This window comes from Streptacidiphilus sp. ASG 303, from assembly GCF_020991365.1.
Lineage (GTDB): Bacteria > Actinomycetota > Actinomycetes > Streptomycetales > Streptomycetaceae > Peterkaempfera.
Genome location: NZ_JAJLRA010000004.1, coordinates 239,832 through 266,350 on the forward strand (window position 1 = coordinate 239,832; position 26,519 = coordinate 266,350).

Sequence of the window (26,519 nt, forward strand, 5' to 3'; positions counted from 1 at the left end):
ACCGGCGCTTCCCGCGCTTCCGGCGCTTCTCGCGCTGCCCGCTCTGCCCGGTGTGTCCGCCGGTCCGGGCCGTACCCCGGGCCGCACCCCAGGCCGGGCACCGGGCCGGACACCGGAACAGCGTCACGGGGGAGGCGTCCGGGGCCGTCGGGGTGAAGAATGGGCGGGAGCCGGACCACAGGTGGTTCCCGACCATGCGCGCAGACCAGTCCGACACCGCCGACCAGCCCGACACCGGAGGCCAGTCCGAGATCGAAGGCCAGCCCCTCTCCTCCCGCAGCGCCGGCCGCCCTGGTGCCGCCGGCGGGCTCCCGCCTGCCGCGGGGCCGGTCCACGCCGCCGGGACCGCCCCCGCCGTCGACGGCCCGCCCGGACGGACCGGCCCGCCCGGCCCGGCGGCCCCCGGGGGCGCCCCGGCCCTCCCGGCGCCCGCGCCGCCGCGCCCCGAGCGGGCGGGCGGCCTGCTGGTGGTGCCCCTGGCCACGGCCCTGATCGGCGACGACGGCCGCATCCTGCACTGGAGCGACGGCGCCGAGTCCCTGCTGGGGTATCCGCCCGCCGAGGCGGTCGGCCGCTTCTCGCTGGACCTGCTGGTCCCCGAGGACCTGCGGAAACGCGGCATGGAGCTGTTCACCCGCATCCTGTCCGGCAGCAGCTGGTCCGGCGCCTTCCCGATGCGGCACCGCGACGGGCACCAGGTCGAGCTGGAGTTCCGCACCCACCCGGTGACCGGCCCGGGCCTCCGGCCGATGGTGCTGGCGGTGGCCACCGACGTGCGCTCGCTGCGCCGCGTCGAGGAGGACCTGGCGGTCCTCGACGCGTTCTTCGCGCAGGCCCCGATCGGACTGATGGTGTACGACACCGACCTGCGGTTCGTGCGGGTCAACGAGGCGCTGGCCCGGATGAACGGCGTGTCGCAGGAGGGGCACCTCGGGCGGCGGCTGAGCGAGGTGCTGCCGGGCATCAACGGCCTGGAGATCGAGGCCGTGATGCAGGAGGTCCTCGACACCGGGCGGCCGGTGGTCGACGCCCGGTCGCACGGCCGCACGCCGGGCGACCCGGACCGCGACCACGCCTGGTCGGCGTCGTACTTCCGGCTGCAGGACCCGGCCGGCCGGATCCTCGGCGTCTGCTCGTCGCTGATCGACGTCACCGAGCGGTTCGAGGCCGACGCGCGGGCGGCGCGGGCCCGCGACCGGCTGGCGATGCTGGTGGAGGCCACGGGCAGCGTCGGCACCACCCTGGACCTGCGGGAGACGGCCCGCGAGCTCGCCGCCGCCATGGTGCCGCAGCTCGCCGACGTCGGCACGGTGTTCGTCCTGGAGCACCGGGTCTCCGGGGCGGAGGCGGAGCCCGGCTGGGAGTCCGAGCCGGTCCGCCGCATCGCCGCCGCCGCGGCGGACCCCGCCCTCCCGCTGCAGGACCTGGAGCTCGACGAGGTCTGCCCGGTGCCGCCGGGCTCGCCGTACGCGCAGGCCCTGGCCACGGGCCGCACCGTGGAGGTGCCCTGGCCGACCCGGGACCCGCTGACGGAGATCCGCACCGCCCGGCTGCGCCGGTACGTCGACCGCACGTCCTGGTCGGTGCGGGCGACGCCGCTGGTGGCGCGCGGCCGTGTGCTGGGCCTGGTGGTGTACGCCCGGCACGGCGAGCGCGAGCCGTTCGAGGACGAGGACACCACCCTCGCCGACCAGTTGGCCGCCCGCGCCGCCGTCTCCATCGACAACGCGTGGCTGTACACCAGGGAGCACAGCACCGCGGAGGCCCGGCAGCGGGCGCTGCAGGAGGCCAACGCGGCCCGCGAGCGGCTGCTGCTCATCAACGAGGCCGGCACCCGGATCGGCACGACCCTGGACATGGGCCGCACCGCCCGCGAGCTGATGGACGTGGCGGTGCCCCGCCTGGCGGACGCCGCCGCGGTGGCCGTCCGCGAGTCGGTGGTCCACGGCGCCCCGCCCGCCGCGCCGGACCCCGACTGGCAGGTCCGGCTGCGCACCCTGGCCGTCGGCCCGGAGCAGGACCGGCCGATGACGGCGGAGGGCATCGACGCCGCGGGCACCGCCAAAGGGTGGGGCGCCGACACCTACCACGCCCGCTGCCTCGCCTCGGGCCGCCCGGTGCTCGTCCCCGAGGTGGGCCCCGCGGACCTGGAGCGCATCGCGAGCGTCCCCTCCCGGGTGGAGGTCTTCCGCCGGGAGGGCCTGCACTCGTACATGGCGGTGCCCATGCGGGCCCGCGGCCTGGTGCTGGGCGGGGCCGAGTTCGTCCGCCTGCGGGACACCCCCGAGCCGTTCACCGCCGAGGACCTGGCGCTGGCCGTGGAGATCACCGCCCGCGCCGCCATCTCCATCGACAACGCGCGGCTCTACACGAGCCAGCGCGAGTCCGCCCGGCAGCGGCAGCAGGCCCTGGAGGAGGCCCAGACCGCGCAGGCCCGCCTCGCGCTCATCAACGAGGCCGGCAGCCGCATCGGCACCACCCTGGACCTGCGGCGCACGGCCGAGGAGCTGGTGGAGCTGGCGGTGCCGCGCTTCGCCGACCTGGTCACCGTGGACCTGCTGGACCCGGTGCTGCGCGGGGAGGAGCCGTCCACCGTGCCGGAGGACGGCCCGGTGCTGCTGCGCGCCGTCGCGGTGGGCCGCGCCCGCGGGCCGGGCGCCTCGCCGGTGACCGACACCGTGGGGGAGACCTCCGAGTTCGGCTCCTCCAAGCTCTACGCCCGCAGCCTGCGCACCGGCCGCTCGGTGCTGGTCGCGGACGTCACCGAGGACGACGTGCGGAGCATCGTGGCCACCCCGGACCGGGTGGCGCCCGCGCTGGAGGCCGGGGTCCGCTCGTACCTGATGGTGCCGCTACTGGCCCGGGGGGCGGTGCTGGGCGGCGCGGAGTTCGTGCGGCTGCGGGGCTCGGAGCCCTTCGGGCCGGAGGACGTGGCCCTCGCCGAGGAGCTGGTGAGCCGCGCCGCGGTCTGCGTCGACAACGCCCGCCTGTACCGGCGCGAGCGCGCCACCGCGCTGACCCTGCAGCGCAGCCTGCTGCCGCAGGAGGTCCACCCGACGCTGGGCCTGGAGATCGCCCACCGGTACCTGCCGAGCAGCCTGGTCAGCGAGGTCGGCGGCGACTGGTTCGACGTGGTGCCGCTGTCCTGCGGGCGGGTCGCGCTGGTGGTGGGCGACGTGATGGGGCACGGCATCCGGGCCGCCGCCACCATGGGGCAGATCCGCACCGTCGCCCGCACCCTCGCCACGCTGGACATGCCGCCCGAGCAGCTGCTGACCCGGCTCGACGAGACGACCTCGGGCATGGGCGAGGGCCAGTTCGCGACCTGCGTCTGCGCCGTGTACGACCCGGTGGAGCGCAGCTGCACGGTGGCCAGCGCCGGGCACCTGCCGCCGGTGGTGTCCTGCCCCGACGGCAGCAGCCGGCCGGTGGACGTGCCGTCGGGGGTGCCGCTCGGCGTCGGCGGCGCGGTCTTCGAGAGCGTGGACCTCACCCTGCCCGAGGGCGCCGTGCTGGTGCTGTACACCGACGGCCTGGTCGAGCGCCGCGGCGAGGACATCGACCAGGGGATCGGCCTGCTCTGCCGGACCGTCGCCGAACGCCGCGGCACGCTGGAGGAGACCTGCGACGCCGTCGTCGAGACCCTGGTGCGGACCGGCACCGAGGACGACGTCGCGGTCATCATGGCCCGGGCCACGCCCGTCCCCGCCGACCGGGTCGCCACGCTGCCGCTGGACCGGGACCGCACGACGGCGAGCGAGGCCCGCCGCTTCACCCGGCAGGTCCTGCAGGACTGGCGGCTGAACGCCCTCTCGGACTTCGCCCAGCTGCTGGTCAGCGAGCTGGTCACCAACGCCCTGCTGCACGCCGGCGCGCCCAAGCAGCTGCGGCTGATCCGCGACCGGGTCCTCACCGTGGAGGTGGCGGACATCGGGCACCAGCCGCCCCGGCTGCGGCGTGCCTCCGCGGAGGACGAGGGCGGCCGCGGCATGCGGCTGGTCAACGAACTGGCGCACCGGTGGGGCAGCCGGACCACGCCGCTCGGCAAGGTGGTGTGGGCGGAGCTGGAGCTGCCGCCCGGGCACGGGTGAGCCGGTGCGGCGCCGCGTGCCGCACCGGGGCGCCGCACCCGGCGGCCGCGGGCCGCGCCGCGCCGCGTTCACCCGGCCTCCCGGCCCGACCGGCCCCGCGGGCCCGACCGGCCCGACCGGGTGAACGGGACCGCGCGGACTGGACGGGCCGCCGCCTCCTGCCGATAACGCCCCCATGACTGCGCACACGGAAGCGGCCGCCCGTCCGGTGCGGGCCTCCGCCGACCTCGCCGACCCGCGCTTCTGGCGGCTCCCCGCCGCCGAGCGGGACGCGGCCTTCGCCCGGCTGCGGGACCTGGACCACCCGGTCTTCTTCACCGAGCGGGAGGCGTCCGCGCTCTGCCCCCGCCGGGGCTTCCACGCCCTCGTGCGGCACGCCGACGTCGTCGCGGCCAGCCGCAGCCCGCGGACCTTCGTCAGCGGACCGGGCGTCACCACCCCCGAGCCCGCCCGCTGGGTGCGGGCCCTCTTCGGCGACTCCATGGTCAACCTGGACGACCCCCGCCACGCCCAGCTGCGCCGCGTCGTGTCGCGGGCCTTCAGCCCCCGCCTGGTCGCCCGGGTCGAGGAGGACATCCGCGCCACCGCCCGCCGGATCGTCGACGACGTGGCGGCCCGCGGCCCCGGGGACTTCGTCGCCGCCGTCGCCGGACCCATGCCCTACGAGGTCATCTGCACGATGATGGGCATCCCCGAGGAGCCGCGCCGCCGCATCCTGGACCTGGTCGACGACGCCACCGAGCACACGGGGGTGCGCCGCCGCCGGCTGCGGGTGCCGGGCCGGGGCCTGCGGGCGCTGGCCCGCATGCAGTGGCTGGTCGCCGAGGTCGGACGGGAGCGGCGCCGCCGCCCCGCCGACGACCTCATCTCCGCGCTGGTGACGGCCGACGTGGACGGGCGGGGACTGGACTCCCGCGAACTGGGCGCCTTCTTCTCCCTGCTGCTGGTGGCGGGCGTCGAGACCACCCGCAACGCGATGGCGCACGGCCTGCGGCTGCTCACCGGCCACCCGGAGCAGCGGGAGCTGCTCATGGCGGACGTCGAGGGGCGGATCGGGGGCGCGGTGGAGGAGATGGTCCGCCACTCCTCGCCGATCATCCAGTTCCGGCGGACGCTGGCGCACGACCACGAGATCGGCGGCCACGTCCTGCGCAGGGGGGAGAAGGCGGTGCTGTTCTTCGCCTCCGCCAACCGCGACGCCTCGGTCTTCGCCGACCCGGACGCCTTCGACATCACCCGCAGCCCCAACCCGCACCTGGGCTTCGGGGGCGGCGGCCCGCACTTCTGCCTGGGCGCCCACCTGGCCCGGCAGGAGATGCGGGCGCTCTTCACCGAGCTGCTGACCCGGCTGCCGCAGGTGCGGGCGGCGGGGGAGCCGGTGCTGGTGCCGTCGAGCTTCGACCACCGGGTGAGGTCGCTCCCGTTCACCTTCTGACCTGCGTTCCGCAGGGGCCGCGGCCCGTTCCCCGACAGGGGGTCAGCGGCTTTCCGGGAAAGCAGGCATGAAGGTGCCGGCCGGGGGCAAGCGCGGAGCCAGGAGGTGGGACACAATGATTCCTTTGCTGCTGGTTCTGCTGCTTGCTCTGGTCCTTTTCGGTGCCGGTTTCGCCCTCAAGGCGCTCTGGTGGATCGCCGTCATCGTCCTGATCGTCTGGGCGCTGGGCTTCGTCTTCCGGAGCGCGGGCTCCGGCGGCGGCCGCGGCCGCTGGTACCGCTGGTAACCGCGCACCGGACGACCGGCACGTGCAGGGGCCCCGCCGCACCGGCGGGGCCCCTCTGCTTCCCGGGGACATGACGCCGCGTCGGCCGACGCGGCGTCAGCCGCTCTCCAGGGAGAGGGCGTGCAGACGGTCCAGGCGGGCGCGGGTCGCGTCGTCCACCGGTGTGTAGGTGATCAGGCGGGTGCCCATCCGCGGCGAGAGCCACAGGTGGGTGAAGTCGAAGGCGAGCAGCCCGACGTGAGGGTTGAGGAAGCGCTTGGAGCCGCCGGCGTCCGGCTGCGCCACCTCGTGCCGCTCCCAGGCGGCGGCGAACTCCGGCGAGGCCGCACGCAGCCGCTTGACCAGCGCCTTCCAGGCGGGCTCGGCGACGTGGTTCGCCATCGTCGCCCGGTAGCGGGCCACCATCGACGCCAGCGCGGCGTCCCGGTCGACCATGGCCTGCCGCCACGCGGGGTGGGTGAACGCCAGCCACAGGCCGTTGCGGTCCTCTGCGGGCAGCGCGTCCAGGTCGTCCACGAGCCGGGCGTAGGTGCGGTTGTAGGCGAGGATGTCGTACCGGCCGTTGATCACGCAGGCGGGCAGCGGCTCCAGCCGGGCGATCATCTCCCGCAGCGCCGGGGTGAGGTAGGCGCACGTCCGGTCCGGGGAGGGGTCGACCGTGCCGGCCAGCAGGAAGAGGTGGGCCCGCTCGTTCGGGTCGAGCATCAGGGTGCGGGCGACCGCGTCCAGCACCTGCGCCGACACCTGGATGTCGCGCGCCTGCTCCAGCCACGTGTACCAGGTGACGCCGACGGCGGAGAGCTGGGCGACCTCCTCGCGCCGCAGGCCCGGGGTGCGGCGGCGGCCGCCCGAGGGCAGGCCCACCTGCTCCGGGGTGATCCGCTCCCGGCGGCTGCGGAGGAAGGAGGCCAGCTCCCGGCGCCGCACCCGGTCGCCGGGGGCGGCGGTCGGCGGGGAGGCCGGCGGGGCGGTGGCAGCGGTGGTCATGGTCCCAGCATGGCGCAGAGGCGATCCCTGTGCCAGGTACTGGTGATACCTGGATAACCACACTCTGGTACCCCTCTGAAGGGTGGCACAGAGTGGGTCCCGTGAACGAGACGACCGAACGGACCGCAGCCCGCGCGGCCACCGCCGCGCCCCCCTCCCGCGCCACCGTGCTGCCCCGGGTGATCCGCCCGGGCGGCGCCCCGCGCACCGTCGCCGCCCCCGTCGCCGCGGCCCCCGCTTCCCCCGCGGCCGCACTGGGCCCGCTGGGGCTGGCCACCGTGCTGCTGGGTGCCTTCCTCCCGATGCTCGACTTCTTCATCGTCAACGTCGCCCTGCCCACCATCGACCACGAGCTGTCCGCCGGACCGGCCGTGCTGGAGCTGGTGGTCGCCGGCTACGGCGTCGCCTACGCGGTCCTGCTGGTGCTCGGCGGCCGGCTGGGCGACACCTTCGGCCGGCGCCGCCTGTTCACCGCCGGGGCCGTCGCCTTCGCGGCGACCTCCCTCGCCTGCGGCCTCGCCCCCACCGCCGGCACGCTGGTCGCCGCCCGGATCGCCCAGGGCGCCGCGGCCGCGCTGATGCTGCCGCAGGTGCTGGCCACCATCCAGGCCACCACCACCGGGCACCACCGGGCCCGCGCCCTGAGCCGCTACGGCGCGGTCGGCGGGATCTCCGTGGTCGTCGGGCAGGTCCTGGGCGGGGTGCTCGTCTCCGCCGACCTGTTCGGCACCGGCTGGCGGGCGATCTTCCTGGTCAACGTCCCGGTCGCGCTGGCCGCCGCCGCGCTGGCGCTGCGCGCCGTCCCGGAGAGCCGCTCCCCGCACCCGGCCCGGGTGGACGTCGCGGGCACGGCGCTGCTGGCGGCCTCGCTGCTGGCGCTGCTGGTGCCGCTGACGGAGGGCCGGGCCCTGGGGTGGCCGCTGTGGACCTGGCTGCTGCTGGCCGCGTTCCCGTTCGCCGCTGCCGCGTTCGCCGCGGTGGAGCGGCGGGGCGAGCGGGCCGGCCGGGTGCCGCTGGTGCCGCCGTCGCTGCTCGCGGTGCCGGGGCTGCGGCGCGGGCTGGCGCTGGGGCTGCCGTTCTTCACGGGCTTCGGCGGGTTCATGTTCACGGTCGCGGTGGCGCTCCAGCAGGGACTGCGGCTCGGCCCGGTCGCGGCGGGGGCGGCCCTGGTGCCGATGGCGCTGGGCTTCTTCGCCGCCTCGCTGGCCGGCCCGCGGCTGGTCGGCCGGTACGGCAGCCGCACGATCACGGCCGGCGCGCTGCTGCAGGGCGCCGGACTGGTGGTGCTGGCCGCGACCTTCCTGCGCGGCTGGCCGGACCTCGGCCCGCTGGACCTGCTGCCGGGGACCGCGCTCGCCGGGGTGGGGCAGGGCCTGGTGATGACGCCGCTGTTCCGGGTGGTGCTGGCGGACGTGCCGGTGGAGCGGGCCGGGGTGGGCAGCGGCGTGCTCGTCACCACCCAGCAGTCGAGCCTCGCCCTGGGCGTGGCGACGCTGGGCACGCTCTTCCTCTCGCTCGCGCCGGCCTCCGCGCTGGGGATGCGGGACGCCGTCGTGCTGGTGCTCCTGCTGCAGCTGGCCGGTACGGCGGCGGTCGTGCTGCTCAGCACCCGGCTGCCGCGCACGGTGGGGTGAGGCCCCGGGGAGCGGCCCCGGCTGCGGTCCCTGGCCCGGCCGGGGCCGTGGTCCGGGCTGCGGCCCGGTCCGCGACCGGGTTCGGCCGGACGGGTGGCGGGGGCCCGGAGGGGGTTTGGCGGGGCGATGTCACACCTACGGGCTAAATGAACCGTTCGTGCTGGAACTTTGTCGATTTGTTGCGGAACGCTGGTCCCGGCGTCGCAGCCCGCACATCCGACTCCAGCCTCCCGGAGGACACCATGGCTCGTTTCCGGACCGCCCGCCCGACCGGCCTCCTCGCGGCCGCGCCCCTGGCGGCGGCCCTGCTCCTCGCCGGGGCGGCCGCCGCCCAGGCGGCCCCCGGCGTTCCGGCCGGCGACGGCTCCAGCGGCTCCGCCGTCTCCGCCACCGGCAGCGGGAACGTCTTCGGCCGGGTCGACGGCAACACGGACTGGGCGCAGCAGACCGCCACCGGCTCCGGCGCCTCCAACCAGGACAACACCCTGGGGGTGAGGGGCAACTCCGGCCAGCTCTACTCCACGCAGAACAACCTGAACATCCACTACGCGCAGCCCGCCGGCTGACGGGGGCCTCCGGCGGCGGAAAGGGTCACCGCACGCCGGTCCCGGGGGGGCGGCACCGCCACGGTGCCGCCCCCCGGGCCTCCGCGCGCCGGGCGGTCGCGCCGGGCCGCCGCACAGGGGCCCGGCCGAGCCCCGGGCGGCCCGCCCCGGAGGGCTCAGCCCGCTCCGCGTCCGGTCAGGGTCGCCCCGGCGCTGGCCGCCACCACGCAGGCGATGCCGAGCGCCTGCGGCAGCCCCACCAGCTGCCCCAGCACCACCGCGCCGACCCCGGCGCTCACCGCCGGCTCCAGGCTGACGACCACGCTGAACACCCGCTGCGGCAGGTGCCGCAGGGCGGTCATCTCCAGGGCGTAGGGGATGACCGGGAAGAGCATCGCCACCCCCGCGACCCGCAGCAGCAGGGCCCACGGGTGCGGGTCCGCCACCAGTCCGTGCCAGGCCGGGGCCAGTCCGACCGGGGCGAGCACGACGGCGCCGACCGCGATGGAGACGGCCAGGCCCTCGAAGCCGCGGAACGCCGCGCCCACCCGGTGGGTGAGCAGGATGTACCCGGCGTAGCAGGCGGCCGCGCCGAACGCGCAGGCCAGGCCGGCCGGGTCGAGGCCCGTGTGCCCGCCCCCGCCCCCGGCGCCGTGGCCACCGGCCGCGGTGAGCAGCACCACGCCGCCGCCGGCCAGGCACGCCCACAGCACGTGGCCGAGGCGGCGGGCGAGGGCGAGGGACACCGCGAGGGGGCCGAGGAACTCGATGGTGGCGGCGGTGCCCATCGGCAGCCGGTGCACCGCCCCGGCGAAGAGCAGGGTCATCCCCGCCGAGGCGACGCCGAGCAGGCCGGCCGAGGCGAGGTCGCGCGGGGACCGGCCGCGCAGCCGGGGCCGGGTGGCGGCGAGCAGCACCGCGGCGGCGACGACCAGCCGCAGGAAGGTGGTGCCGGTGACGCCGAGCGGTCCGAAGAGCGGGGTGGAGAGCGCGATGCCCGACTGCACGGTCCCCATGGCGAGGAGGCAGAAAAGCGGCGCCGGGACCGAGTCCAGGCGCCGCAGCAGGGTCGGGGTCCGCCGCCCCGGGGGGCGGGGGGCCGGTCCGGGCGCGGGGCCCGGGTCCCCGGTGCGGACGGCGCCTCGTCGCCACCCGCCGCGCTCGCCTGCGGGCTCGCCCTTGGGGGAGGGCGGCACGACGAGGGCCTCGGCGGGGACGCCGGGCAGGACGCGCTCGGGGGCGGGGGAGGACATGGGCCCAGTCTGTCGTAAGGACCGCAGAGGCCGCAAACTCGTTACCTCGGCGTGGCGATAAGTGGAAAATCATCTCAAAAGGAAACGATGGACCGTGCGCCTACCGCGACCCGCGGCCGTCCTGGCCGCCACCCTCGTCCTGCTCGCCCCGCCCGCCGCCGTGCTCGCCGACGCCCCGCCGGCCGCCGCGGCCGCCCGGGCCCGCTACTTCACCGGGCGGGCCTTCGACTCCTGCTCCGCCCCCTCCCTCGACGCCATGCGCCGCTGGTACCGCCACTCCCCGTACCGCGCGGCCGGCATCTACATCGGCGGCGTCAACCGGGCCTGCGCCCAGCCGCGCCTCACCGCCGGCTGGGTCCGCGCCGTCGACCGCATGGGCTGGCGGCTCCTGCCGGTGTACGTCGGCCTCCAGCCGCCCTGCCGCACCTCGCCCCACCACCGGCTCGCCCGCATCGACCCCCGCCGCGCCCGCTCCCAAGGCCGCGCCCAGGCCGCCGACGCCGTCCGCCGCGCCCGCGCCCTCGGCCTGCGGGCCGGCAGCCCGCTCTACCTCGACGTCGAGAGCTACCGGCGGAACGACGCCCGCTGCACCCGCGCCGTCGTCGACTACGCCGTCGGCTGGACCACGGGGCTCAGGGCCGCCCGCTACCGGTCGGGCTTCTACGGCAGCGCCGCCTCCGGCATCGCCGACCTTGCCGCCGCCCGCCGGGCCGGCCGCGGACCGCTGCCCGGCACCGTCTGGTTCGCGCACTGGAACGGCCACCGGGGCACCGGACGCACCTGGTGCCTCCCGCACCACGCCTGGCGGCACCACCGCATCCACCAGTACAGCGGCAACGTCCGGGAGAGCCACGGCGGCGCCGCCCTCACCATCGACCGCAACTCCGTGGACGCGGCGGTGGCGGTGGTCCGCCGGTGACGGGGCGCCGGCCGGACGGCGGCGGCATCCCGGCCGGGCGCTGACCGTACGCTGACCGGACACCGGCCGGGCACCGGCCGGGTGCTGACCCGGTGGCGGGCGGACGGCGACCGGCCGGTGGGCGGACGGGCCGGGCGCCCGGGGCGGCGGCGCGGCCGGCCCGGGCGCGCGGGCCGGGTTGCAGTACGGAATCGCCTGCTGACATCCGGCCGCCACGGGGACAGAATCGGGCCACGACCCCCGCTACCGGCGGGTAGGGAGCGGGGGTCGCAGCAGCCGCCCGGTCAAGGAGGACCCGAGTGCTCAGCACCATGCAGGACGTCCCGCTCACCGTCGCCCGGATCCTGGTCCACGGGTCGACCGTCCACGGAAGCTCCACCGTCTCCACCTGGAACGGCACCGGCGTCGACCGCCGCACCTACGCCGAGGTCGGCGCCCGCGCCGCCCGGCTCGCCCACGCGCTCCGCGACGAGCTGGGCGTCACCGGCGACCAGCGCGTCGCCACCCTGATGTGGAACAACGCCGGCCACCTGGAGGCGTACCTGGCCGTCCCCGCCATGGGCGCCGTCCTCCACACCCTCAACCTGAGGCTCCCCGCCCACCAGCTCGCGTACATCATCGACCACGCCGCCGACCACGCGGTCCTGGTCGACGCGAGCCTGCTGCCGCTGCTCGGACCCGTCCTGCCGCTGCTCGGACCCGCCCTGAAGCACATCGTGGTCGTGGGCGACGGCGACCGCGCCCCCCTGGAGGGGTTCGCCGGCACCGTCCACGACTACGAGGAGCTCATCGCCGGCCGCCCCGCCGACTACCCCTGGCCCGACCTCGACGAGCGCTCCGCCGCCGCCCTCTGCTACACCTCCGGCACCACCGGCGAACCCAAGGGCGTCGCCTACAGCCACCGCTCGGTCTACCTGCACTGCCTCCAGGTCATCGCCGGCGACTCCTTCGCCCTCACCGCCCGCGACACCGCGCTGCCGGTCGTGCCGATGTTCCACGTCAACGCCTGGGGCATCCCGCACGCGGCCTTCATGTCCGGCACGAACCTGCTGATGCCCGACCGCTTCCTCCAGCCGCAGCCGCTGGCCCGCATGATCGACGCCGAGCGGCCCACCGTCAGCGCCGCCGTCCCCACCATCTGGACCGGACTGCTCGACGAGCTCGACCACGGGTCGTACGACACCTCCTCGCTGCGGATGGTCGTCATCGGCGGCTCCGCCTGCCCGCCCTCGCTCATGCGGGCCTTCGAGGAGCGGCACGGCATCGACGTGGTGCACGCCTGGGGCATGACCGAGACCTCGCCGCTGGGCTCCTTCGCCACCGTCCCCGGCGGCCTGACGCCCGAGCAGGCGTGGCGCTACCGCACCACCCAGGGCCGCTTCCCCGCCTCCGTCGAGGCCCGGCTCACCGGCCCGGACGGCAGCCGGATGCCCCACGACGGCGTCTCGGCGGGCGAGCTGGAGGTCCGCGGCCCCTGGATCGCCGGCGCCTACTACGGCGGCGCCGGGCAGGAGCCGCTGCGGCCGGAGGACAAGTTCAGCGAGGACGGCTGGCTGCGGACCGGCGACGTCGGCACCATCACCCCCGACGGCTACCTCACCCTCACCGACCGGGCCAAGGACGTCATCAAGTCCGGCGGCGAGTGGATCTCCTCGGTGGAGCTGGAGAACCACCTGATGGCCCACCCCGACGTCGCCGAGGCCGCCGTCGTCGCCGTGCCCGACGAGAAGTGGGGGGAGCGGCCGCTGGCCACCGTCGTCCTGCGGGCCGGCGCCGCCGCCGACCTCGCGGTGCTGCGGGCCTTCCTCGCCGACCGGGTCGCCTCCTGGCAGCTGCCGGAGCGCTGGTCGGTGGTGGAGGCCGTGCCGAAGACGTCGGTCGGCAAGTTCGACAAGAAGGTGATCCGGCGGCAGTACGCCGCCGGCGAGATCGACGTCACCCTGCTGGGGAAGTGACCCGCCGGGCGGGCCGGGGCGCCGCCCCGGCCCGCCCGCGCGTGCCCGTTCCGGGGCCGCGCCCGTGCCCGTTCCGGGGTCAGTGGACCTCGCCGGCCGGGGACCCGATCTTGCCCAGCAGGTCGACGATCCGGCCCTGGACGTCCGGCGTGGTGGAGCGCTCCGCCAGGAACAGCACCGTCTCGCCGGTCCGCAGCCGCGGGAGCTCCTGCGGGTCCATGTCCACCGAGGTGTAGACGACCAGCGGCGTCCGGTACAGCCGGTCGTTGGACCGCAGCCAGTCCACGATCCCGACCCGGCGCCGCCGCACCAGCAGCAGGTCCATCACCACCAGGTTGGGCTGCACGCTGCTCGCCCGGGACACCGCGTCGCTCTCCGACGCCGCGTGCTCCACGTGCATGCCGCGCCGCTCCAGTCCGGAGGAGAGGGCCGTGGCGATGTCCGGGTCCGCCTCCACGAGCAGCACCCGCGGCGCGTGGCTCTCGCTGTCGCGCGGCGACAGCGCCCGCAGCAGCACCGCCGGGTCCGCGCCGTACGCGGCCTCCCGGGTGGCCTGCCCCAGACCCGCCGTCACCAGCACCGGCACCTGCGCGTTGACGGCGGCGGTGCGCAGCGACTGCAGGGCGGTGCGGGTGATCGGACCGGTCAGCGGGTCGACGAAGAGCGCCGCCGGGCGGGCCCCGGCCTGCGCGTCCACCTCCTCCCGGGAGCGGACGATCACCGGGCGGTAGCCGCGGTCCTTGAGCGCCTGCTTGGTGGACGGCTCCGGCTCCGGCCACACCAGCAGCCGGCGCGGGCCGTCGTCCGGCGACGGCGCGGCGCCCGGGGCCTGGGCCGGGTCGTCCGGCCCGGTCCCGACGGTGCCGGGGGCACCGTGCGCACCCGGGGCGCCGTGCGCACCGGCGCCGTCCGGCGAGGGCAGTCCGGCGCCGTCCGTGTCGTCGGTCCCGGTGAGCGGCGGCACCGCGATGGGCTGCGGCGGGGCGGGCGCGGCCGCCGGGGCCGCCGCCAGCGCCAGGGGGCCGTCGGCGGGCCGGTCCGCGGCGCGGGGCGCCAGTTCCCGTACGGGGCCGGCCGCGACGCCGTCGGTCCGGATCGCGGTCACCGGCAGCACCGCCGGACCGGCCGCGCCCGGGGCGAACGGCCCCGGGGGGAAGGGCGCCGGCAGGAAGCCGGAGCCGGTGACGAAGGGATCCCCGGGCGCCGGTCGGGCGGGCTCCAGCGCCGCCGGGCCGCCGACGGGCTGCGCGGGGGCGGGTGGGAGCGCCGGCTGGGGGAGGGGCGCCTGCGGCGCGGCGGGCGCCCCCTGGTCCGGTGCGGCCGGGCCGGCCTGCTCCCCGGGCCGGGCGTCGTCGCCCGGGGGCACCGCCAGCCGCCGGCGGCGGCCGGTGGGCGGGGGCGCGGAGGCCTGCGCCGGTACGGCCGGGGCGGCGGGCAGGGCGTTCTCCAGGCCGGGGTAGAGGGGGGCCGCGGGCAGGGGGAGCCCGTGCGGCGGGGTGGCCTGCGCCGGGAGGCCGTGGGGGCCGCCGTGCGGTGCGGCGCCGCCGTGCTCGGGGCCGTACGGTGCGCCGCCGTCCGCCGCGCCCGCGGGCCCGCCGCCGGCCTGCGGCGGCGCGGACGCGGTGTCCTGGGGCGGGGTGCCGCCCCGGGGGTCGGCCGCAGGGGTCCGGGCGCCCCGCGAGGGGTCGCCCGGGTAGGACTCGGCGCCCTCGGCGGCCGGGAGCGCGCGCCTGCGCCGCCCGTCGCCGGACCGGTCCGGCCGGGGCCCGTCCTCGGCGGTCCGCTGCCGGGGCGGCCGGGGGCCGTCGTGCTCCTCCGGCTCCCCGGCGGGGGAGCCGGGGCCGAGGGCTATCGGCCCCCGGGAGGCCTGCGGGCCGCCCGGGCCGCCGGTCGGGCCGTCGCCCGGGCCGCGGTCCGCCGCCCGTGCGGCCTCCGCGCCCCGTCCGCCGTCCGCTGCGCCGTCTCGGGGACCGTCCTGCGGCCCGCGCGCCGCGGGGATGCCCTCGGGCAGCTCCGGCAGGACGGCGGTGTCCGTCTCCTTGGGCGCGTCGCGGCGCCCGGCCGCCCCGGCCCGCTCCGCCGCGGCCCGCGCGGCGGCCGGGTCCAGGGGCAGCTCCACGACGTACGTGGTGCCCTTGCCGTCCGGCAGCCGGTGCGGCTGCAGCACGCCGCCGTGCCGCTCCACCATGCCGCGGGCTATCGGCAGGTGCACCGGGCTCCCGCCGTCGCCGGGGCCGCGCACCTCGATCCGGGCCACGTCCCCGCGCTGCGCGGCCGCCACGACCACCACGGGCGCGTCGCCGCCCACCGGCGGCAGCGCCGGCGCGCCCCCGTAGGGGACGGCCGCGGCGCGCGCCGCGTCCTCGGCGGCGTCCAGCGACAGGGTGACCCCGCTGACGTCGGCGACCAGGTGGGCCAGGGCCTGGGCGAGGCGGGCGGAGTCCGCGACCACCTCCACGGGCGCCGCGTGCACCGAGATCCGCACCCGGTCGGCCCCCACGAGCTCCCCGGCCGCGTCCACGGACCGCTGCACGACCTTCTCCAGGCTCACCGGCCTGCGGTCCAGGGCGTCCTTGCCGGCCTCCGCGGCGGCCTCGAAGCGCTGGTACGACAGCACGCCGTCGACCAGCCGGGAGAAGCGGGCGCACTCGTCGGCGAGGCGCCGCAGCGTCCAGTTGGCCTCCGGCCACAGCTGGCCCGCCGGGTCGCCGGCCAGGCCGTCGATGCGGCGGCGCAGCTGGTCCAGCGAGCCGCGCAGCTCCTCCTCCAGCACCGCCGTCAGGTGGCGGCCGCGGGCGGCCAGCGCCAGCTCCCTCGTCCGGTCGGTGAAGGTCATCACGGCGCCGACGAGCTGCTCGCCGTCGCGCACGGGCGCGGTGGTGAGGTCCACGGTCACCGGCCGGCCGTCCTTGCGCCACAGCACGGTGCCGCGCACCCGGTGCTTGCGGCCGGAGGCCAGGGTGTCGTTCAGCGGGGACTCGTCGGCGGCCACCGGGGTGCCGTCCGCCCTGGAGTGCTGGACGAGCGGCTGCAGTTCGCGGCCGCCCAGCTCGCTCGCCCGGAAGCCGAGGATGTGGGCGGCGGCGGGGTTCACCAGGACCACGCGGCCGTCGAGGTCGACGCCGACGATGCCCTCGGCGGCGGCGCGCAGGATCATCTCGGTCTGCTTGTGCTGGCGCCGCAGCTCCGCCTCGACGCCGAGCCGGTCCGTCAGGTCGCGGACCATGATCAGCAGCAGCTCGCGGGCGCCGCCGTCGGAGGTCCCGTACCCGGGGGCGGCCCAGCCGGAGGAGCCGCCGCGGAACGGGTCGTAGGGGACGAGGGGGGAGAGGGAGTACTGCGAGCCCTCGTCCTCGAAGTCGTTGGAGGAGACCTCGACCTGGAGGCTGGTGCCGTCGGTGCGGTGCGCGGTCATCCGGACGGGGCGGTCCAGCCCCTGCGGGCCGCCCTGGGAGGGGCGCATGGATCCGGGGATGCGGCTGGGGTCCAGGTCGGGGAGCAGCGCGAGCACGCCCATCCCGACCAGTGAGGTGCCCGGCGCCTGGAGGCTCTCCACGGCAGCGGTGTTCGCGTCCACGACCGTGCCGTTGCTGTTCACGAGGAGCAGCGCGTCCGGAAGGGCGTCGAGTATCGCTGCGAGGCGAGCAGCGCCTCGGGTCGGCCTGCTGCTCACGTCGAGGGGTCCTCCTCTGGCTGAACTCGTGCTGTGCCGCGGTGTCCCTTCCACCGCTCCCCCGCTCCCCCGGGCTGTGCCACCCAGCACTATCGCATTGTTTTTGCGGTTCCGACGACCCGCCTAGTAACGTTGGCGGCGGTTGGCCGCGGCCGGGTAGGCTGTGGCACCATCCAGGCACGTGGTGCGCGTCGCTCGTCGTGACGCGGACCCGCGCAGGGAGGCTTCGCCTAGTCTGGTCTATGGCGCCGCACTGCTAATGCGGTTTGGGCCTTAAAGCCCATCCGGGGTTCAAATCCCCGAGCCTCCGCACTCCGGGACAGCCCCGCCGACACGGTCGGCGGGGCTTCTCCGTCTCCCGGCCCGGCGGACCCCGCCGGCCGCCGCCGCCCCTGTTCGCCGTGAGCGAACGGAGGGCCGCCGGCGGCGCCCGGCCGGGCGCGGATATCCGATTTCGTCCCGGCGCGGAGGTCATGTAATGTTGTCCCCGCACCACCGCAGGAGGCCGCAGGCCGACTGAGGGCGCTCGTAGCTCAACGGATAGAGCATTTGACTACGGATCAAAAGGTTGCAGGTTCGAATCCTGCCGAGCGCACAGCACGCAGAGGGCCCCGGGCACCAGCCCGGGGCCCTCTGCGTCGTGGGGGTGCCCACGCGGGGTGCCCGCCCCCGGGCCCGGGCCCCGCGCGGCGTCCGGGGGCGCCGCACCGGGAGCCCGCCGGCCCCGTCCCGGGGTCCTCCGCACCGGAATCCGGGCGGCCCGCCCCGCGTGCCGGGCGTGCCTGGTCGGAACCGCCTCCCGGATCGGGTAGTGTTGTCCCCGCACCACCGCAGGAGGCCGCAGGCCGACTGAGGGCGCTCGTAGCTCAACGGATAGAGCATTTGACTACGGATCAAAAGGTTGCAGGTTCGAATCCTGCCGAGCGCACAGCACGCAGAGGGCCCCGGGCACCAGCCCGGGGCCCTCTGCGTCATGCGCCTCCCAGCTCGGTGCCGTTGATCCAGGGGACGTCCCGCTGCATGAGGAACCAGTCCGAGGGGGTCAGCGGCCGGCCCTCCTGCGGCGCGGGCACCGGGTCGTACCGGATCCGCTCCGGCTCGGCCCCGCAGGAGCGCAGCAGCGCCGCCAGCGAGTCCCCCATGCCGGGCGGCCCGCTCAGGTGCACGTCGTACCCCTCCCAGCCGCCGCGCTCCGCCAGCCCCGCGCGCAGCAGCCGCGCCGCGTCCTCCCGGCTGCCGCCGTCCTCCGGTGCGGCGAGGACGACCTCCAGCCACGGGTGGCGGCCGACCAGGGCCCGGATCCGTTCCAGGTCGTAGTGGTCGGCGTCGCTGCGGGCGCCGACGAAGGCCACCGCCGGGCGCGGGGCGGCCGCCGCCTGCTCCAGCAGCGCCCCGGTCTGCGCCCACCCCGTACCGCCGCAGACCGCCAGCAGCGGCCGGCGGGAGGCCGGGTCGAGGACGGCGCCGCCCATCGGCGGGCCCAGGCGCAGCCACTCCCCGGGGACCGCGAGGTCCACCAGCACCCCGCTGAGCAGCCCGCCGGGGATCCGGCGCACGTGGATGTCCAGGGTGCCGTCGGCGCGGGGCGCGTTCGCGACCGAGTACGGCCGCCAGACCCGGGACGCCCGGGCGCTGCACACGCTGAGGTACTGGCCCGCGGTGAACGGGTACGGCCGGTCGGGGGCGAGGGTGAGCACGGCGACGTCCGGGGCGGCCCTGCGCCGGCCGGTGATGCGGGCGTTCCACCAGGCGGGCTCGTCGGCCGGCACCGCGCGGGCGGCGTCGGTCATCGCCTGCGAGATCACCGCGTACGCCTCGCACCAGGCCTTCTCGACCTCGGCGGTCCAGGAGTGGCCGGAGAAGTGGCGCAGGGCGGCCACGAGGCTGGCGCCGACTGCCGGGTAGTGCTCCTCCAGCGCCTCGAACTTGCGGTGGTCGCGGCCGAGGGCGCCGAGGTAGGCGGTCAGCCGGCCGGGGTCCTCCAGCCGCAGCACCAGGTGGGTGAGCGCGCCGAAGAGCCGGTCGCGCTGCTCCCCCATGTCCTCGGGGAAGAGCGCGCGGACGCCCGGGTTGTGGGTGAACAGGTGGGCGTAGAAGTACTTGGCCACGTGGTCGGCACGGCGCTCCACGACGGCGAAGCTGTCGCGGAGGACCGCGGGGTCGAAGGCCACGGGCGGTCGCCTCAGGCGGCCGGGGTCGGTTCGCCCGCGGCGGCGCCGGTCATGGTGCTGCTGACCACCCCGTAGACGGCGGCCCAGGAGGCGGCGGTCTCGGGGGTCCAGGTGTCGCCCGCGAAGTGCTCCAGGGTGGCCAGCAGGCTGGCGCCGACGGCCGGGTAGTGCTCGGGGAGGGCGCCGTAGGAGGCGTGCCGGCGGCCGAGGTTCTCCAGGATCCGGGTCAGGGCCGCGGGGTCCTCCAGGTTCGCCACGAGCGCGCCGAGGGCCGCCCACAGCCGGTCCTGCTGCTGCCCCAGGTGCTCGGCGAAGAGCCCGCGGACCTCGGGGTGGCGGGCGAAGAGGTGGTCGTAGAACCAGGCGGTCACCTCCGTCCCGTGGGGCTGGACGGCCGAAAAGCTTCTCTTGATGAGATCGGGGTTCACTGTCACGGGGCCTGACTGTATCGATGCCGTGACTCTGCGAACAGATTGTGCAGATGAAGAGTCAGAAAGCGCTCTGTACGGTCAATTCCGGACAGTCGTTTACAGGTCACAGGTTGAAGGGCGGACGAAGCGGAGGGCGGCCCTCCGTCCGGCTTCGCCCCGGCGCCCGGATCCGCAAGGATGCCCCGGGGCCCGTGCCTGCCCGGGAGCGCTCCGGGCAGACGCACCCCGTCCTCCCACGACCCGTCCCCCCATGAATGGAGCAGCCACGTGAAGGGCTTCCGCAGCTTCCTGCTACGCGGCAACGTCGTCGACCTCGCGGTCGGCATCGTCATCGGCGCGGCCTTCACCGCCGTCGTCAACGGCTTCGTCACCGCGTTCCTCACCCCGCTGATGGGCCTGGCCACCGGCACGGTGGGCGACTACAGCAAGAAGTACTTCACGGTCGCCGGCACCCGGTTCCCCTTCGGCGCCTTCCTCAACGCGCTGATCAGCTTCGTGCTGATCGCGGCGGTGATCTACTTCCTGGTGGTGCTGCCGTTCGCCAAGCTCAGCGACCGCTTCCTGCCCCGCAAGGACATCGAGGCGCCCAAGGCCGAGTGCCCGAAGTGCCTGAGCTCCATCCCGGCCGCCGCCACCCGCTGCGCCTTCTGCACGGCCGAGCTCGGCCAGCGGCCGTTCCCCGAGCAGGCGCACACCAGGGTCTGACCCGGGCGGCGCGGGGCCCCGGGCCCGCGCCCGCACCTGCGCCCGTGCGCCCGCACGCGCGTGCCGTCCCGGCCCGCACCGGCCCCGCCGGTGCGGGCCGGTCCGCGTGCGGGGCCCGGCGGTGCGGACCGGCGCGGGTCAGCCCGGCCGCTCCACCAGCGCGGGGTGCCGCGGGTCGTCGGCGCGCACGACGACGTCGGCGGCCTCGGCCGGCCCGACCTCCTCCTCGTAGCGGGCGTACGCCGGGAGCGTCCAGCGGTCCTCCGGCGGCGTGCGCCGGGAGAGCGCGCCGGGGGTGAGCGCCAGGTGCACGGTCAGCTCGAACGGCAGCCACCGCCCCAGCAGCAGGTACCCGTCGAGCAGGAGCACCCCGCCGGGGGGCAGGTCCGCGTACGGGGCCCGGGTGGACCGGTCCGAGGCGGCGTCCCGCAGCGAGGGCAGCACCCGGCCGCTGCCGCCCGGGTCCAGCGGGGCGAGCACCTCGCGCAGCAGCCCGCCGGAGTCCAGCCAGCCGTCGTAGTAGGAGTCCGGGTCCTGGTGCCCGTACTCCAGCCGGAGCGAGGCGGGCCGCAGGAAGTCCCCGGCGGACACCCGCAGCACGGGCCGGCCGCGCAGGCGCAGCGGCGCGCAGAGGGCGTCGGCGAGGGCTCCGGGCCCTGCCGCGGGGGCGCCGTCCACGGCGACCCGCAGCCAGGGCGTGCCCGGCAGGGCGGTGATGCGGTCCGCCAGTTCGCCGGCGAGCCGCTCGGGGGTGATGGGGCGCACGGTGGAGGGCGTCACGCCCCCATCCTGCCCCGTCCGGCCGTGTGCGGCCGTGTCCGGCCGTGTCCGGCCTTATCCGGCGGGCCCGTGTGCGGCCCCGTCCGGTGCGGAGAGCGTCCCCGGGGAGGGCGGGTCTTCCCGCACCGGCCGTGCTCCGGCCGTGCCCGGCCGGGAGCCGACGGACGGGGCCGGTGGAGGGGTGCGGCCCGGAGTGCGGCAGGGCGTCCCGCCGGGCGCCGGGACCCGGCGGGACCGTGGTCCGCAGGATGCCGATTGCGACACGAGCGTTCCTCTATGCCGGAATTGATGGGTTATATGCCTACCCTGGCCGGGGAACCGGACCCACAGACCACGAGGACCGTGCATGGACGTGATCCCCCGCAGCCTCCAGCGCTCCGTCCCCCGGGCGCAGCATCCCGAGGAGGAGCCGCCCGTCGGCACGGCCGAACCCTTCGACGGCCCGCCCGGACGCTCCGCCCGCCCGGACGGCCCCGTCCGCGACCCCTACGGTGGTGCGGACCCGTACGGCGACCCGGCCCGGTACGGCGGCGAACCCCGCGGCGCCGCCCGGCAGTCCGGCGCCGCCGCCGGGGCGCCGGGCGCGCCCCCCGCGGCCCGGCCCGCACCCGTCAGGCCCCTCACGGTGGCCGCGTCCCTCGCCGGGACCGCACTCGCCGACGCGCCCCTCGCCGGCGCACCCGCCGCCGGTGCGCGCCCCGCCGCGGCACCTCCCGCGGCCGCCGCGCCGTCCGCCGCCACCGCCGCGTCGTCCGCCGTCCCGGCCGGGCCCGCCCCCTCCGCAGCCGCCCCCGTCGACACCGGCACCCCGGCCGCCGCCGCAGCCGCGGCCGCCGCCGTGCACGGCCGGCGCCCGCCGCGGGCCGACGCCGGCCTGAAGGAGCACCTGCCGCGGGTCGTGCTCCCCGGCTGGGCCGCCCTCCTCCTGCTGCTCGCCTGCGCCGCCGGCGCGGAGATGCTGCTGGGCCGGGCGGGCATGCTCCCGTGGTGGCTGCCCGGACCGGCGGAGGCGTTCCCCGCCGAGCGGGTCACCGCCGCCCGCCTCGCCGTGCTGCCCGCCTGCGTCGGCCTCTTCACGCTCGCCGGCCTGATGGCCAACGTCGGCGGCGAGGCCCGGGTGCTCGCCTGCTGGGGCCACTACCGGGGCACCGTGCGCAGGACCGGCCTGGTCTGGGTCAACCCGGTCCTGCGCCGCCGCCGCGTCGACGTCCGGATCCGGCACTGGCGCAGCGAGCCGGTGGAGGCGGTGGACCGCCAGGGCGTCCCGATCCGGGTCGGCCTGCTCGTCGTCTGGCGGGTCAGGGACACCGCCCGGGCCGTCCTCTCCGTGCTGGACCACGAGGACTACCTGCGCGAGCAGGTCCACGCCGTGCTGAGCCGCACCGCCGCCCTCCTGCCGTGCGACACCTTCGACGGGCCCGGCCCGTCGCTGCGCGACGGGCAGTGGTTCGGCGAGGAGCTCACCCGCGCCCTGGCCGCGGAGGCCCTCCCGGTCGGCCTGGAGGTGTACTCCGTCCAGCCGCTCTCCCTGGAGTACGGGCCGGACGTCGCCGACAGCATGCGCCGCCGCCGGGTGGCCGACCTCGACGCCGGCCTGCGGAACGTCATCGTCGACGACGCGGTGGAGGCCGCCGCGCTCGCGGTGCGCCGGCTGGAGCGCGCCACCTCCCAGGAGCTGGACCGCCAGGCCCGCAGCGCGCTGATGGAGCAGCTGCTGGTCGCCTTCGTCGCCCCGGCCGGCGTGCCCGGCGCGTCCGCGCGGCGGGACGGCCGGCGCAGGTGAGGCGGGGCGGCCGGGCGCCCGGGCCGGCCCCGGGGCACCCGCCGCCCGGCCCGCGCCGCCCGGCCCGCGCCCCGGCGTCCGCCCGGTTCCGGCCCGGGGCCGCCCCCGGGCCGGAACCGCCGCGGGCCCCCGCCCCGGGCCGGACCTGTCCGCTCAGGCGGACGCCGCGGTGAGCGCCGCCAGCTCGTCCGCCGTCAGCTCCAGCTCCGCCGCCGCCAGCAGTGCCGGCACCTGCTCCACCGTGCGGGCGCTGGCGATCGGTGCGGCCACCGTCGGCTGCGCCGCCAGCCAGGCCAGCGCCACCGTGGCGACCTCCGCGCCGCGGGCGGCGGCGACCGCGTCCAGTGCCTCCAGGACCCTCGGCCCGCGCGGGTCCTCCAGGTACTTCCCCGCGCCGGCCGCCCGCGCGCTCTCCACCGCGGCGCCCCCCGGCCGGTACTTGCCGGTGAGGAAGCCCGAGGCCAGCGCGAAGTACGGCACCGCGGAGAGGCCGTGCCGGGCGGCGGTCTCCGCGAGGGGGCCCTCGTAGGTCCCGCGGGAGACCAGGTTGTAGTGCGGCTGGACGGCCACGTACCTGGCCAGCCCCTCCCGCTCGGAGGCCGCCAGCGCCTCCTCCAGCCGCTCCGGGCTGATGTTGGAGGCCGCGATGTGGCGGACCTTGCCCGCGCGGACCAGTTCGTCCAGCGCGCCGAGGAACTCCTCGACCGGGGTCTCCGGGTCGTCGAAGTGGGTGTACAGCAGGTCGATGCGGTCGGTCTGCAGCCGGCGCAGGGAGTCCTCGGCCGCGGCGCGGACGTTCGCGGCCCGCAGGCCCTTGCGCTCGGGGTGCGCGCCCACCTTGGTGGCGACCACGACGGCGTCGCGGTTGCCCCGGGACCGCATCCACCTGCCGATGACCGTCTCGGACTCGCCGCCGGAGTTCCCCGGCGCCCAGGCCGAGTAGACGTCGGCGGTGTCGACGAAGTTGCCGCCGCCGGCCGCGTAGGCGTCGAGGACGGCGAAGGACTGCTGCTCGTCCGCGGTCCAGCCGAAGACGTTGCCGCCGAGGGAGAGGGGGAGGACGGCCAGGTCGGAGCCGCCGAGGGTCACCATGCGCTTGTCGGTCATGCAGGGGCCAACGTATCGGCGCCGCCCGTTGTTTCACCCCGCCGGACCCGGTCCCGGCCCCGGTCGCACCGTTCGCCGGAGCGCCGCCGGACCGCCGTCGGGCCGACCGCAACTCCTCCGGGGGACCGGGGTCCCGCGGGGGCCCCGGGTTCGTTAGAGTCCTCGCCATGGCCGACAACGACATCGACCCCGCCGCCTCCACCCAGATGTTCCGGGCTTTCGTCGACACCCCGGAACCCCGCACCCCCGCCGCCACCGGCACCGACGGCGGCAGCCGCACCGGCGTGATCGCCGCCGTGGTGATCGCCGCCGTGGTCGTCGTGGCCGCGGTCGCCTGGCTCGCCTTCTCCTGACCGTTCCGCCTCCCCGACCTGCGTCCCCGACCCGCCTCTCCGGTCCTCCGCCCCGGCCGACCGGCCGGGGCCGTCCGCCCTCCGGGCCGGCCGGCAGTCCGGCCGGCCGGCGCGCGGCCGGGGTCCCCGGGCCGCACGTCCGGTCACCTCACGTCCGGTCACCTCACGTCCGGTGGCCGCACGTCCGGCAGGGAGCCGCCGGTCGCTTCCGTGCGCCCGGCGGAGGGGCGCACGCCAGGCGGTGCGCGCCCCCGGCGCGAGCCCGGTCGACGTTCCACGTGGAACATCCACCGAACGCCAGTCCATCAGCCCCACCCCCCGGGAGGAAGCGATGACCGACCGCCAGCAGCCGCCCGCCGAGGCCGTCGCCACCGCCCCGTCCGGCGTGGAGGCGGCCTCCGGCGCCCCCGCCGTCGCCGACCGGCCCGCGGCCCGCAGCCTCGGCCTCGGGGGCGCCCTCAACGCCCGCGACCTCGGCGGCTACCGCACCGCCGACGGGCGCACCGTCCGCCACGGGGCGGCCCTGCGCAGCGACGCCCTGCACCGGCTCTCCGCCGAGGACCTCGAAGCCCTCAGCGTCCTCGGCCTGCGCCAGGTCGTCGACCTGCGGGGCCTCGCCGAGGTCCGGGAGAACGGGCCGGACCGGGTGCCCGGCCTGCCCGTCGCGGAGATCGACGCCGCCGAGCACTCCGCCACCCCGATGACCGTCGTCCCGGAGGACCCGGACGGCGTCACCCTGCACCACCTGCCGGTGTACTCCCACCACTTCGACATCTACGTGGCCCTGCGCGACGCCCTCGCCGGCCGCGACCCCGCCTCCCAGCGCGCCCTGCTCGGCGACGGGGGCGGCGAGGCGATCATGACCGGCCTCTACCGCTGGTTCGTCACCGACGAGGACGCCCGCGGCCGCTTCGCCCGCGTCCTGCGGCTGCTGGCGCAGCCGGGCGGCACGCCCCTGCTCTTCCACTGCACCGCGGGCAAGGACCGCACCGGCTGGACCGCCGCCGTGCTGCTCACCGCGCTCGGCGTCGACCGGGACACCGTCTTCGACGACTACCTGCTCACCAACGAGCGCCACGCCGTCCTCGTGGAGCGGATCATGGAGGCCTTCGGCACCCGCGGGGTCATGGAGGAGCCGGAGCTGCTGCTGCCCGTCTACCGCGCCGAGGCCGCCTACCTGGAGGCCGCCTTCGCCGAGGTCGAGGCGGGCTGGCCGGACTTCGACGGCTTCCTCGCGGACGGCCTCGGCCTCGGCGACGACGTGCTGCGGGGTCTGCGGGCCAACCTGCTGGAGGGCTGAGCCGGGCCCGGGCCACGGAGACGCGGGGCCGGGGCGCCCGGACCACGCGGACCATGCGGACCGCGCGGACCGCGCGGACCACCGTCCCGGGCCGGTGGCGGCCCGGGACGCGGCGTCCTACTCCTCCGAGGTCAGGCCGTGCCGGAGCTGCGCCAGCGTGCGGGTGAGCAGCCGGGAGACGTGCATCTGCGAGATCCCGATGTCCTCGCCGATCTGGGACTGCGTCATGTTGGCGAAGAAGCGCAGCATGATGATGCGCCGCTCGCGGGCCGGCAGCCGCGCCAGCAGCGGCTTGAGCGACTCCCGGTACTCCACGCCCTCCAGCGCGACGTCCTCGTACCCCAGCCGCTCGGCGAGCGGCCCGTCGCCGTCCTCCTCGGCCGGGGTGGAGTCCAGGGAGCTGGCGGTGTAGGCGTTGCCGACGGCGAGGCCCTCCACCACGTCCTCCTCGCTCACGCCCAGGCAGCGGGCGAGCTCGGCGACGGTGGGGGAGCGGTCCAGCTCCTGCGCGAGCTCGTCGCCGGCGCGGGTGAGGGCCAGCCGGAGCTCCTGCAGCCGCCGCGGCACCCGCACCGACCAGCTGGTGTCCCGGAAGAACCGTTTGATCTCGCCGACCACGGTCGGCATCGCGAAGGTGGGGAACTCCACCCCGCGCTCCGGGTCGAACCGGTCGATCGCCTTGATCAGGCCGATCGTGCCGACCTGGACGATGTCCTCCATCGGCTCGTTGCGGCTGCGGAACCGGGCCGCCGCGTACCGCACGAGCGGCAGGTTGAGCTCGATCAGCGTGTCCCGCACGTAGAGCCGCTCGGGGCAGTCGGGTGCGAGGTCCGCGAGCCGCAGGAAGAGCGAGCGCGACAGTGTGCGGGTGTCCAGTCCCTCCGCCGCCTCCGGGCCCGTCCCCGCGGGGACCGCCTCGACCGCCTCCGCACCGTGGATCTCAGAGCTGTCCAGGTCGACCGACATCAACCCACCCCCTCCTGACTGACCAACGGAGTCCGCCGCGCGGCGGTTCCCGGCTACGTCCAGTGGAATACCGGCCCACGCTCCCCGGCAAACCCCGGCGTCGCAAGATGTCACGCGCCGGTAACGCGCCGACGGTCGCGCGTCC

19 protein-coding genes and 3 tRNA genes are annotated in these 26,519 nt (G+C 77.0%); 14 read left to right on the plus strand and 8 right to left on the minus strand.

Annotated elements, in window-relative coordinates:
* Positions 1 to 194: 194 nt before the first annotated feature.
* The 3 genes from LO771_RS07945 (at position 195) to LO771_RS07955 (ending at position 5,812) form a co-directional block, all read left to right on the plus strand.
* Positions 195 to 4,091, plus strand: coding sequence for a SpoIIE family protein phosphatase (locus LO771_RS07945; RefSeq protein WP_230649257.1), 3,897 nt, complete (start codon positions 195 to 197; stop codon positions 4,089 to 4,091).
* Positions 4,092 to 4,266: 175 nt separating this feature from the next.
* Positions 4,267 to 5,526, plus strand: a complete 1,260-nt coding sequence (locus LO771_RS07950) for a cytochrome P450 (protein ID WP_230649258.1) — start codon at positions 4,267 to 4,269, stop codon at positions 5,524 to 5,526.
* Positions 5,527 to 5,641: 115 nt separating this feature from the next.
* Positions 5,642 to 5,812, plus strand: a complete 171-nt coding sequence (locus LO771_RS07955; RefSeq protein ID WP_230649259.1) for a DUF5670 family protein — start codon at positions 5,642 to 5,644, stop codon at positions 5,810 to 5,812.
* A gap of 96 nt (positions 5,813 to 5,908) precedes the next feature.
* Here the strand turns inward: LO771_RS07955 and LO771_RS07960 are convergent, their stop codons facing one another.
* Positions 5,909 to 6,799, minus strand: a complete 891-nt coding sequence (locus LO771_RS07960; protein WP_230649260.1) for a helix-turn-helix transcriptional regulator — start codon at positions 6,797 to 6,799, stop codon at positions 5,909 to 5,911.
* A 101-nt stretch (positions 6,800 to 6,900) separates the two neighbouring features.
* Here LO771_RS07960 and LO771_RS07965 point away from each other — a divergent pair, with 101 nt between their 5' ends.
* Together LO771_RS07965 and LO771_RS07970 are read left to right on the plus strand one after the other, a co-directional pair.
* Positions 6,901 to 8,433: an MFS transporter gene (locus LO771_RS07965; protein ID WP_374228095.1), complete on the plus strand. Its 1,533-nt coding sequence runs from the start codon at positions 6,901 to 6,903 to the stop codon at positions 8,431 to 8,433.
* 242 nt (positions 8,434 to 8,675) lie between these two features.
* A complete protein-coding gene (locus LO771_RS07970) occupies positions 8,676 to 8,999 on the plus strand; it encodes a hypothetical protein (RefSeq protein ID WP_230649261.1) in 324 nt (107 codons plus the stop codon).
* 155 nt (positions 9,000 to 9,154) lie between these two features.
* Here the strand turns inward: LO771_RS07970 and LO771_RS07975 are convergent, their stop codons facing one another.
* Positions 9,155 to 10,231: a DMT family transporter gene (locus LO771_RS07975; RefSeq protein ID WP_230649262.1), complete on the minus strand. Its 1,077-nt coding sequence runs from the start codon at positions 10,229 to 10,231 to the stop codon at positions 9,155 to 9,157.
* 94 nt (positions 10,232 to 10,325) lie between these two features.
* Here LO771_RS07975 and LO771_RS07980 point away from each other — a divergent pair, with 94 nt between their 5' ends.
* Positions 10,326 to 11,150 (plus strand): DUF1906 domain-containing protein, encoded by an 825-nt coding sequence (locus tag LO771_RS07980; protein ID WP_230649263.1) that lies wholly within the window; start codon positions 10,326 to 10,328, stop codon positions 11,148 to 11,150.
* 299 nt (positions 11,151 to 11,449) lie between these two features.
* On the plus strand, positions 11,450 to 13,105 hold the full coding sequence (locus LO771_RS07985; RefSeq protein WP_230649264.1) for a long-chain fatty acid--CoA ligase: 1,656 nt from the start codon (positions 11,450 to 11,452) through the stop codon (positions 13,103 to 13,105).
* A 79-nt stretch (positions 13,106 to 13,184) separates the two neighbouring features.
* On the opposite strand, the gene LO771_RS07990 is transcribed toward LO771_RS07985, so the two are convergent.
* Positions 13,185 to 16,778, minus strand: coding sequence for a PAS domain-containing protein (locus LO771_RS07990; RefSeq protein WP_230649265.1), 3,594 nt, complete (start codon positions 16,776 to 16,778; stop codon positions 13,185 to 13,187).
* Positions 16,779 to 16,997: 219 nt separating this feature from the next.
* Between LO771_RS07990 and LO771_RS07995 the strand changes: the two genes are divergently transcribed.
* The 3 genes from LO771_RS07995 (at position 16,998) to LO771_RS08005 (ending at position 17,706) form a co-directional block, all read left to right on the plus strand.
* Positions 16,998 to 17,088, plus strand: a tRNA-Ser gene (locus tag LO771_RS07995).
* Positions 17,089 to 17,300: 212 nt separating this feature from the next.
* Positions 17,301 to 17,373 (plus strand) — tRNA-Arg (locus tag LO771_RS08000).
* Between the two features lie 260 nt (positions 17,374 to 17,633).
* Positions 17,634 to 17,706: transfer RNA gene (locus LO771_RS08005), tRNA-Arg, on the plus strand.
* Between the two features lie 43 nt (positions 17,707 to 17,749).
* On the opposite strand, the gene LO771_RS08010 is transcribed toward LO771_RS08005, so the two are convergent.
* A complete protein-coding gene (locus tag LO771_RS08010) occupies positions 17,750 to 18,949 on the minus strand; it encodes a globin domain-containing protein (protein WP_230649266.1) in 1,200 nt (399 codons plus the stop codon).
* 11 nt (positions 18,950 to 18,960) lie between these two features.
* The gene (locus LO771_RS08015) at positions 18,961 to 19,383 is read right to left on the minus strand and encodes a globin domain-containing protein (RefSeq protein ID WP_230649267.1); all 423 of its coding nucleotides are present in this window, start codon (positions 19,381 to 19,383) and stop codon (positions 18,961 to 18,963) included.
* A 264-nt stretch (positions 19,384 to 19,647) separates the two neighbouring features.
* On the opposite strand from LO771_RS08015, the gene mscL reads away from it, so the two are divergent.
* Entirely contained in the window at positions 19,648 to 20,085 is a 438-nt protein-coding gene (mscL, locus tag LO771_RS08020) for a large conductance mechanosensitive channel protein MscL (RefSeq protein ID WP_230649268.1), read from the plus strand.
* 138 nt (positions 20,086 to 20,223) lie between these two features.
* On the opposite strand, the gene LO771_RS08025 is transcribed toward mscL, so the two are convergent.
* Positions 20,224 to 20,865, minus strand: a complete 642-nt coding sequence (locus LO771_RS08025; protein ID WP_230649269.1) for a uridine kinase — start codon at positions 20,863 to 20,865, stop codon at positions 20,224 to 20,226.
* 346 nt (positions 20,866 to 21,211) lie between these two features.
* Here LO771_RS08025 and LO771_RS30585 point away from each other — a divergent pair, with 346 nt between their 5' ends.
* Complete coding sequence (locus LO771_RS30585) at positions 21,212 to 22,648, plus strand: SPFH domain-containing protein (RefSeq protein WP_255743918.1); 1,437 nt, start codon at positions 21,212 to 21,214, stop codon at positions 22,646 to 22,648.
* 153 nt (positions 22,649 to 22,801) lie between these two features.
* Here the strand turns inward: LO771_RS30585 and LO771_RS08035 are convergent, their stop codons facing one another.
* Positions 22,802 to 23,755, minus strand: coding sequence for an aldo/keto reductase (locus LO771_RS08035; RefSeq protein WP_230649270.1), 954 nt, complete (start codon positions 23,753 to 23,755; stop codon positions 22,802 to 22,804).
* A 167-nt stretch (positions 23,756 to 23,922) separates the two neighbouring features.
* Here LO771_RS08035 and LO771_RS08040 point away from each other — a divergent pair, with 167 nt between their 5' ends.
* Together LO771_RS08040 and LO771_RS08045 are read left to right on the plus strand one after the other, a co-directional pair.
* Entirely contained in the window at positions 23,923 to 24,108 is a 186-nt protein-coding gene (locus LO771_RS08040; protein ID WP_230649271.1) for a hypothetical protein, read from the plus strand.
* 331 nt (positions 24,109 to 24,439) lie between these two features.
* On the plus strand, positions 24,440 to 25,408 hold the full coding sequence (locus tag LO771_RS08045) for a tyrosine-protein phosphatase (protein WP_230649272.1): 969 nt from the start codon (positions 24,440 to 24,442) through the stop codon (positions 25,406 to 25,408).
* 117 nt (positions 25,409 to 25,525) lie between these two features.
* On the opposite strand, the gene LO771_RS08050 is transcribed toward LO771_RS08045, so the two are convergent.
* Positions 25,526 to 26,374 (minus strand): RNA polymerase sigma factor SigF, encoded by an 849-nt coding sequence (locus LO771_RS08050; protein ID WP_230649273.1) that lies wholly within the window; start codon positions 26,372 to 26,374, stop codon positions 25,526 to 25,528.
* Positions 26,375 to 26,519 lie beyond the last annotated feature (145 nt).

Excerpts from the sequence above, each read along its gene's own strand:
- LO771_RS07970 (WP_230649261.1), top strand. The coding sequence starts at position 8,676 with ATGGCTCGTTTCCGGACCGCCCGCCCGACCGGCCTCCTCGCGGCCGCG.
- LO771_RS08045 (WP_230649272.1), top strand. The coding sequence starts at position 24,440 with ATGACCGACCGCCAGCAGCCGCCCGCCGAGGCCGTCGCCACCGCCCCG.
- LO771_RS07945 (WP_230649257.1), top strand. The coding sequence starts at position 195 with ATGCGCGCAGACCAGTCCGACACCGCCGACCAGCCCGACACCGGAGGC.
- LO771_RS07950 (WP_230649258.1), top strand. The coding sequence starts at position 4,267 with ATGACTGCGCACACGGAAGCGGCCGCCCGTCCGGTGCGGGCCTCCGCC.
- LO771_RS07955 (WP_230649259.1), top strand. The coding sequence starts at position 5,642 with ATGATTCCTTTGCTGCTGGTTCTGCTGCTTGCTCTGGTCCTTTTCGGT.
- LO771_RS08040 (WP_230649271.1), top strand. The coding sequence starts at position 23,923 with ATGGCCGACAACGACATCGACCCCGCCGCCTCCACCCAGATGTTCCGG.
- LO771_RS07975 (WP_230649262.1), bottom strand. The coding sequence starts at position 10,231 with ATGTCCTCCCCCGCCCCCGAGCGCGTCCTGCCCGGCGTCCCCGCCGAG.
- LO771_RS08050 (WP_230649273.1), bottom strand. The coding sequence starts at position 26,374 with ATGTCGGTCGACCTGGACAGCTCTGAGATCCACGGTGCGGAGGCGGTC.
- LO771_RS07960 (WP_230649260.1), bottom strand. The coding sequence starts at position 6,799 with ATGACCACCGCTGCCACCGCCCCGCCGGCCTCCCCGCCGACCGCCGCC.
- LO771_RS30585 (WP_255743918.1), top strand. The coding sequence starts at position 21,212 with ATGGACGTGATCCCCCGCAGCCTCCAGCGCTCCGTCCCCCGGGCGCAG.
- LO771_RS08035 (WP_230649270.1), bottom strand. The coding sequence starts at position 23,755 with ATGACCGACAAGCGCATGGTGACCCTCGGCGGCTCCGACCTGGCCGTC.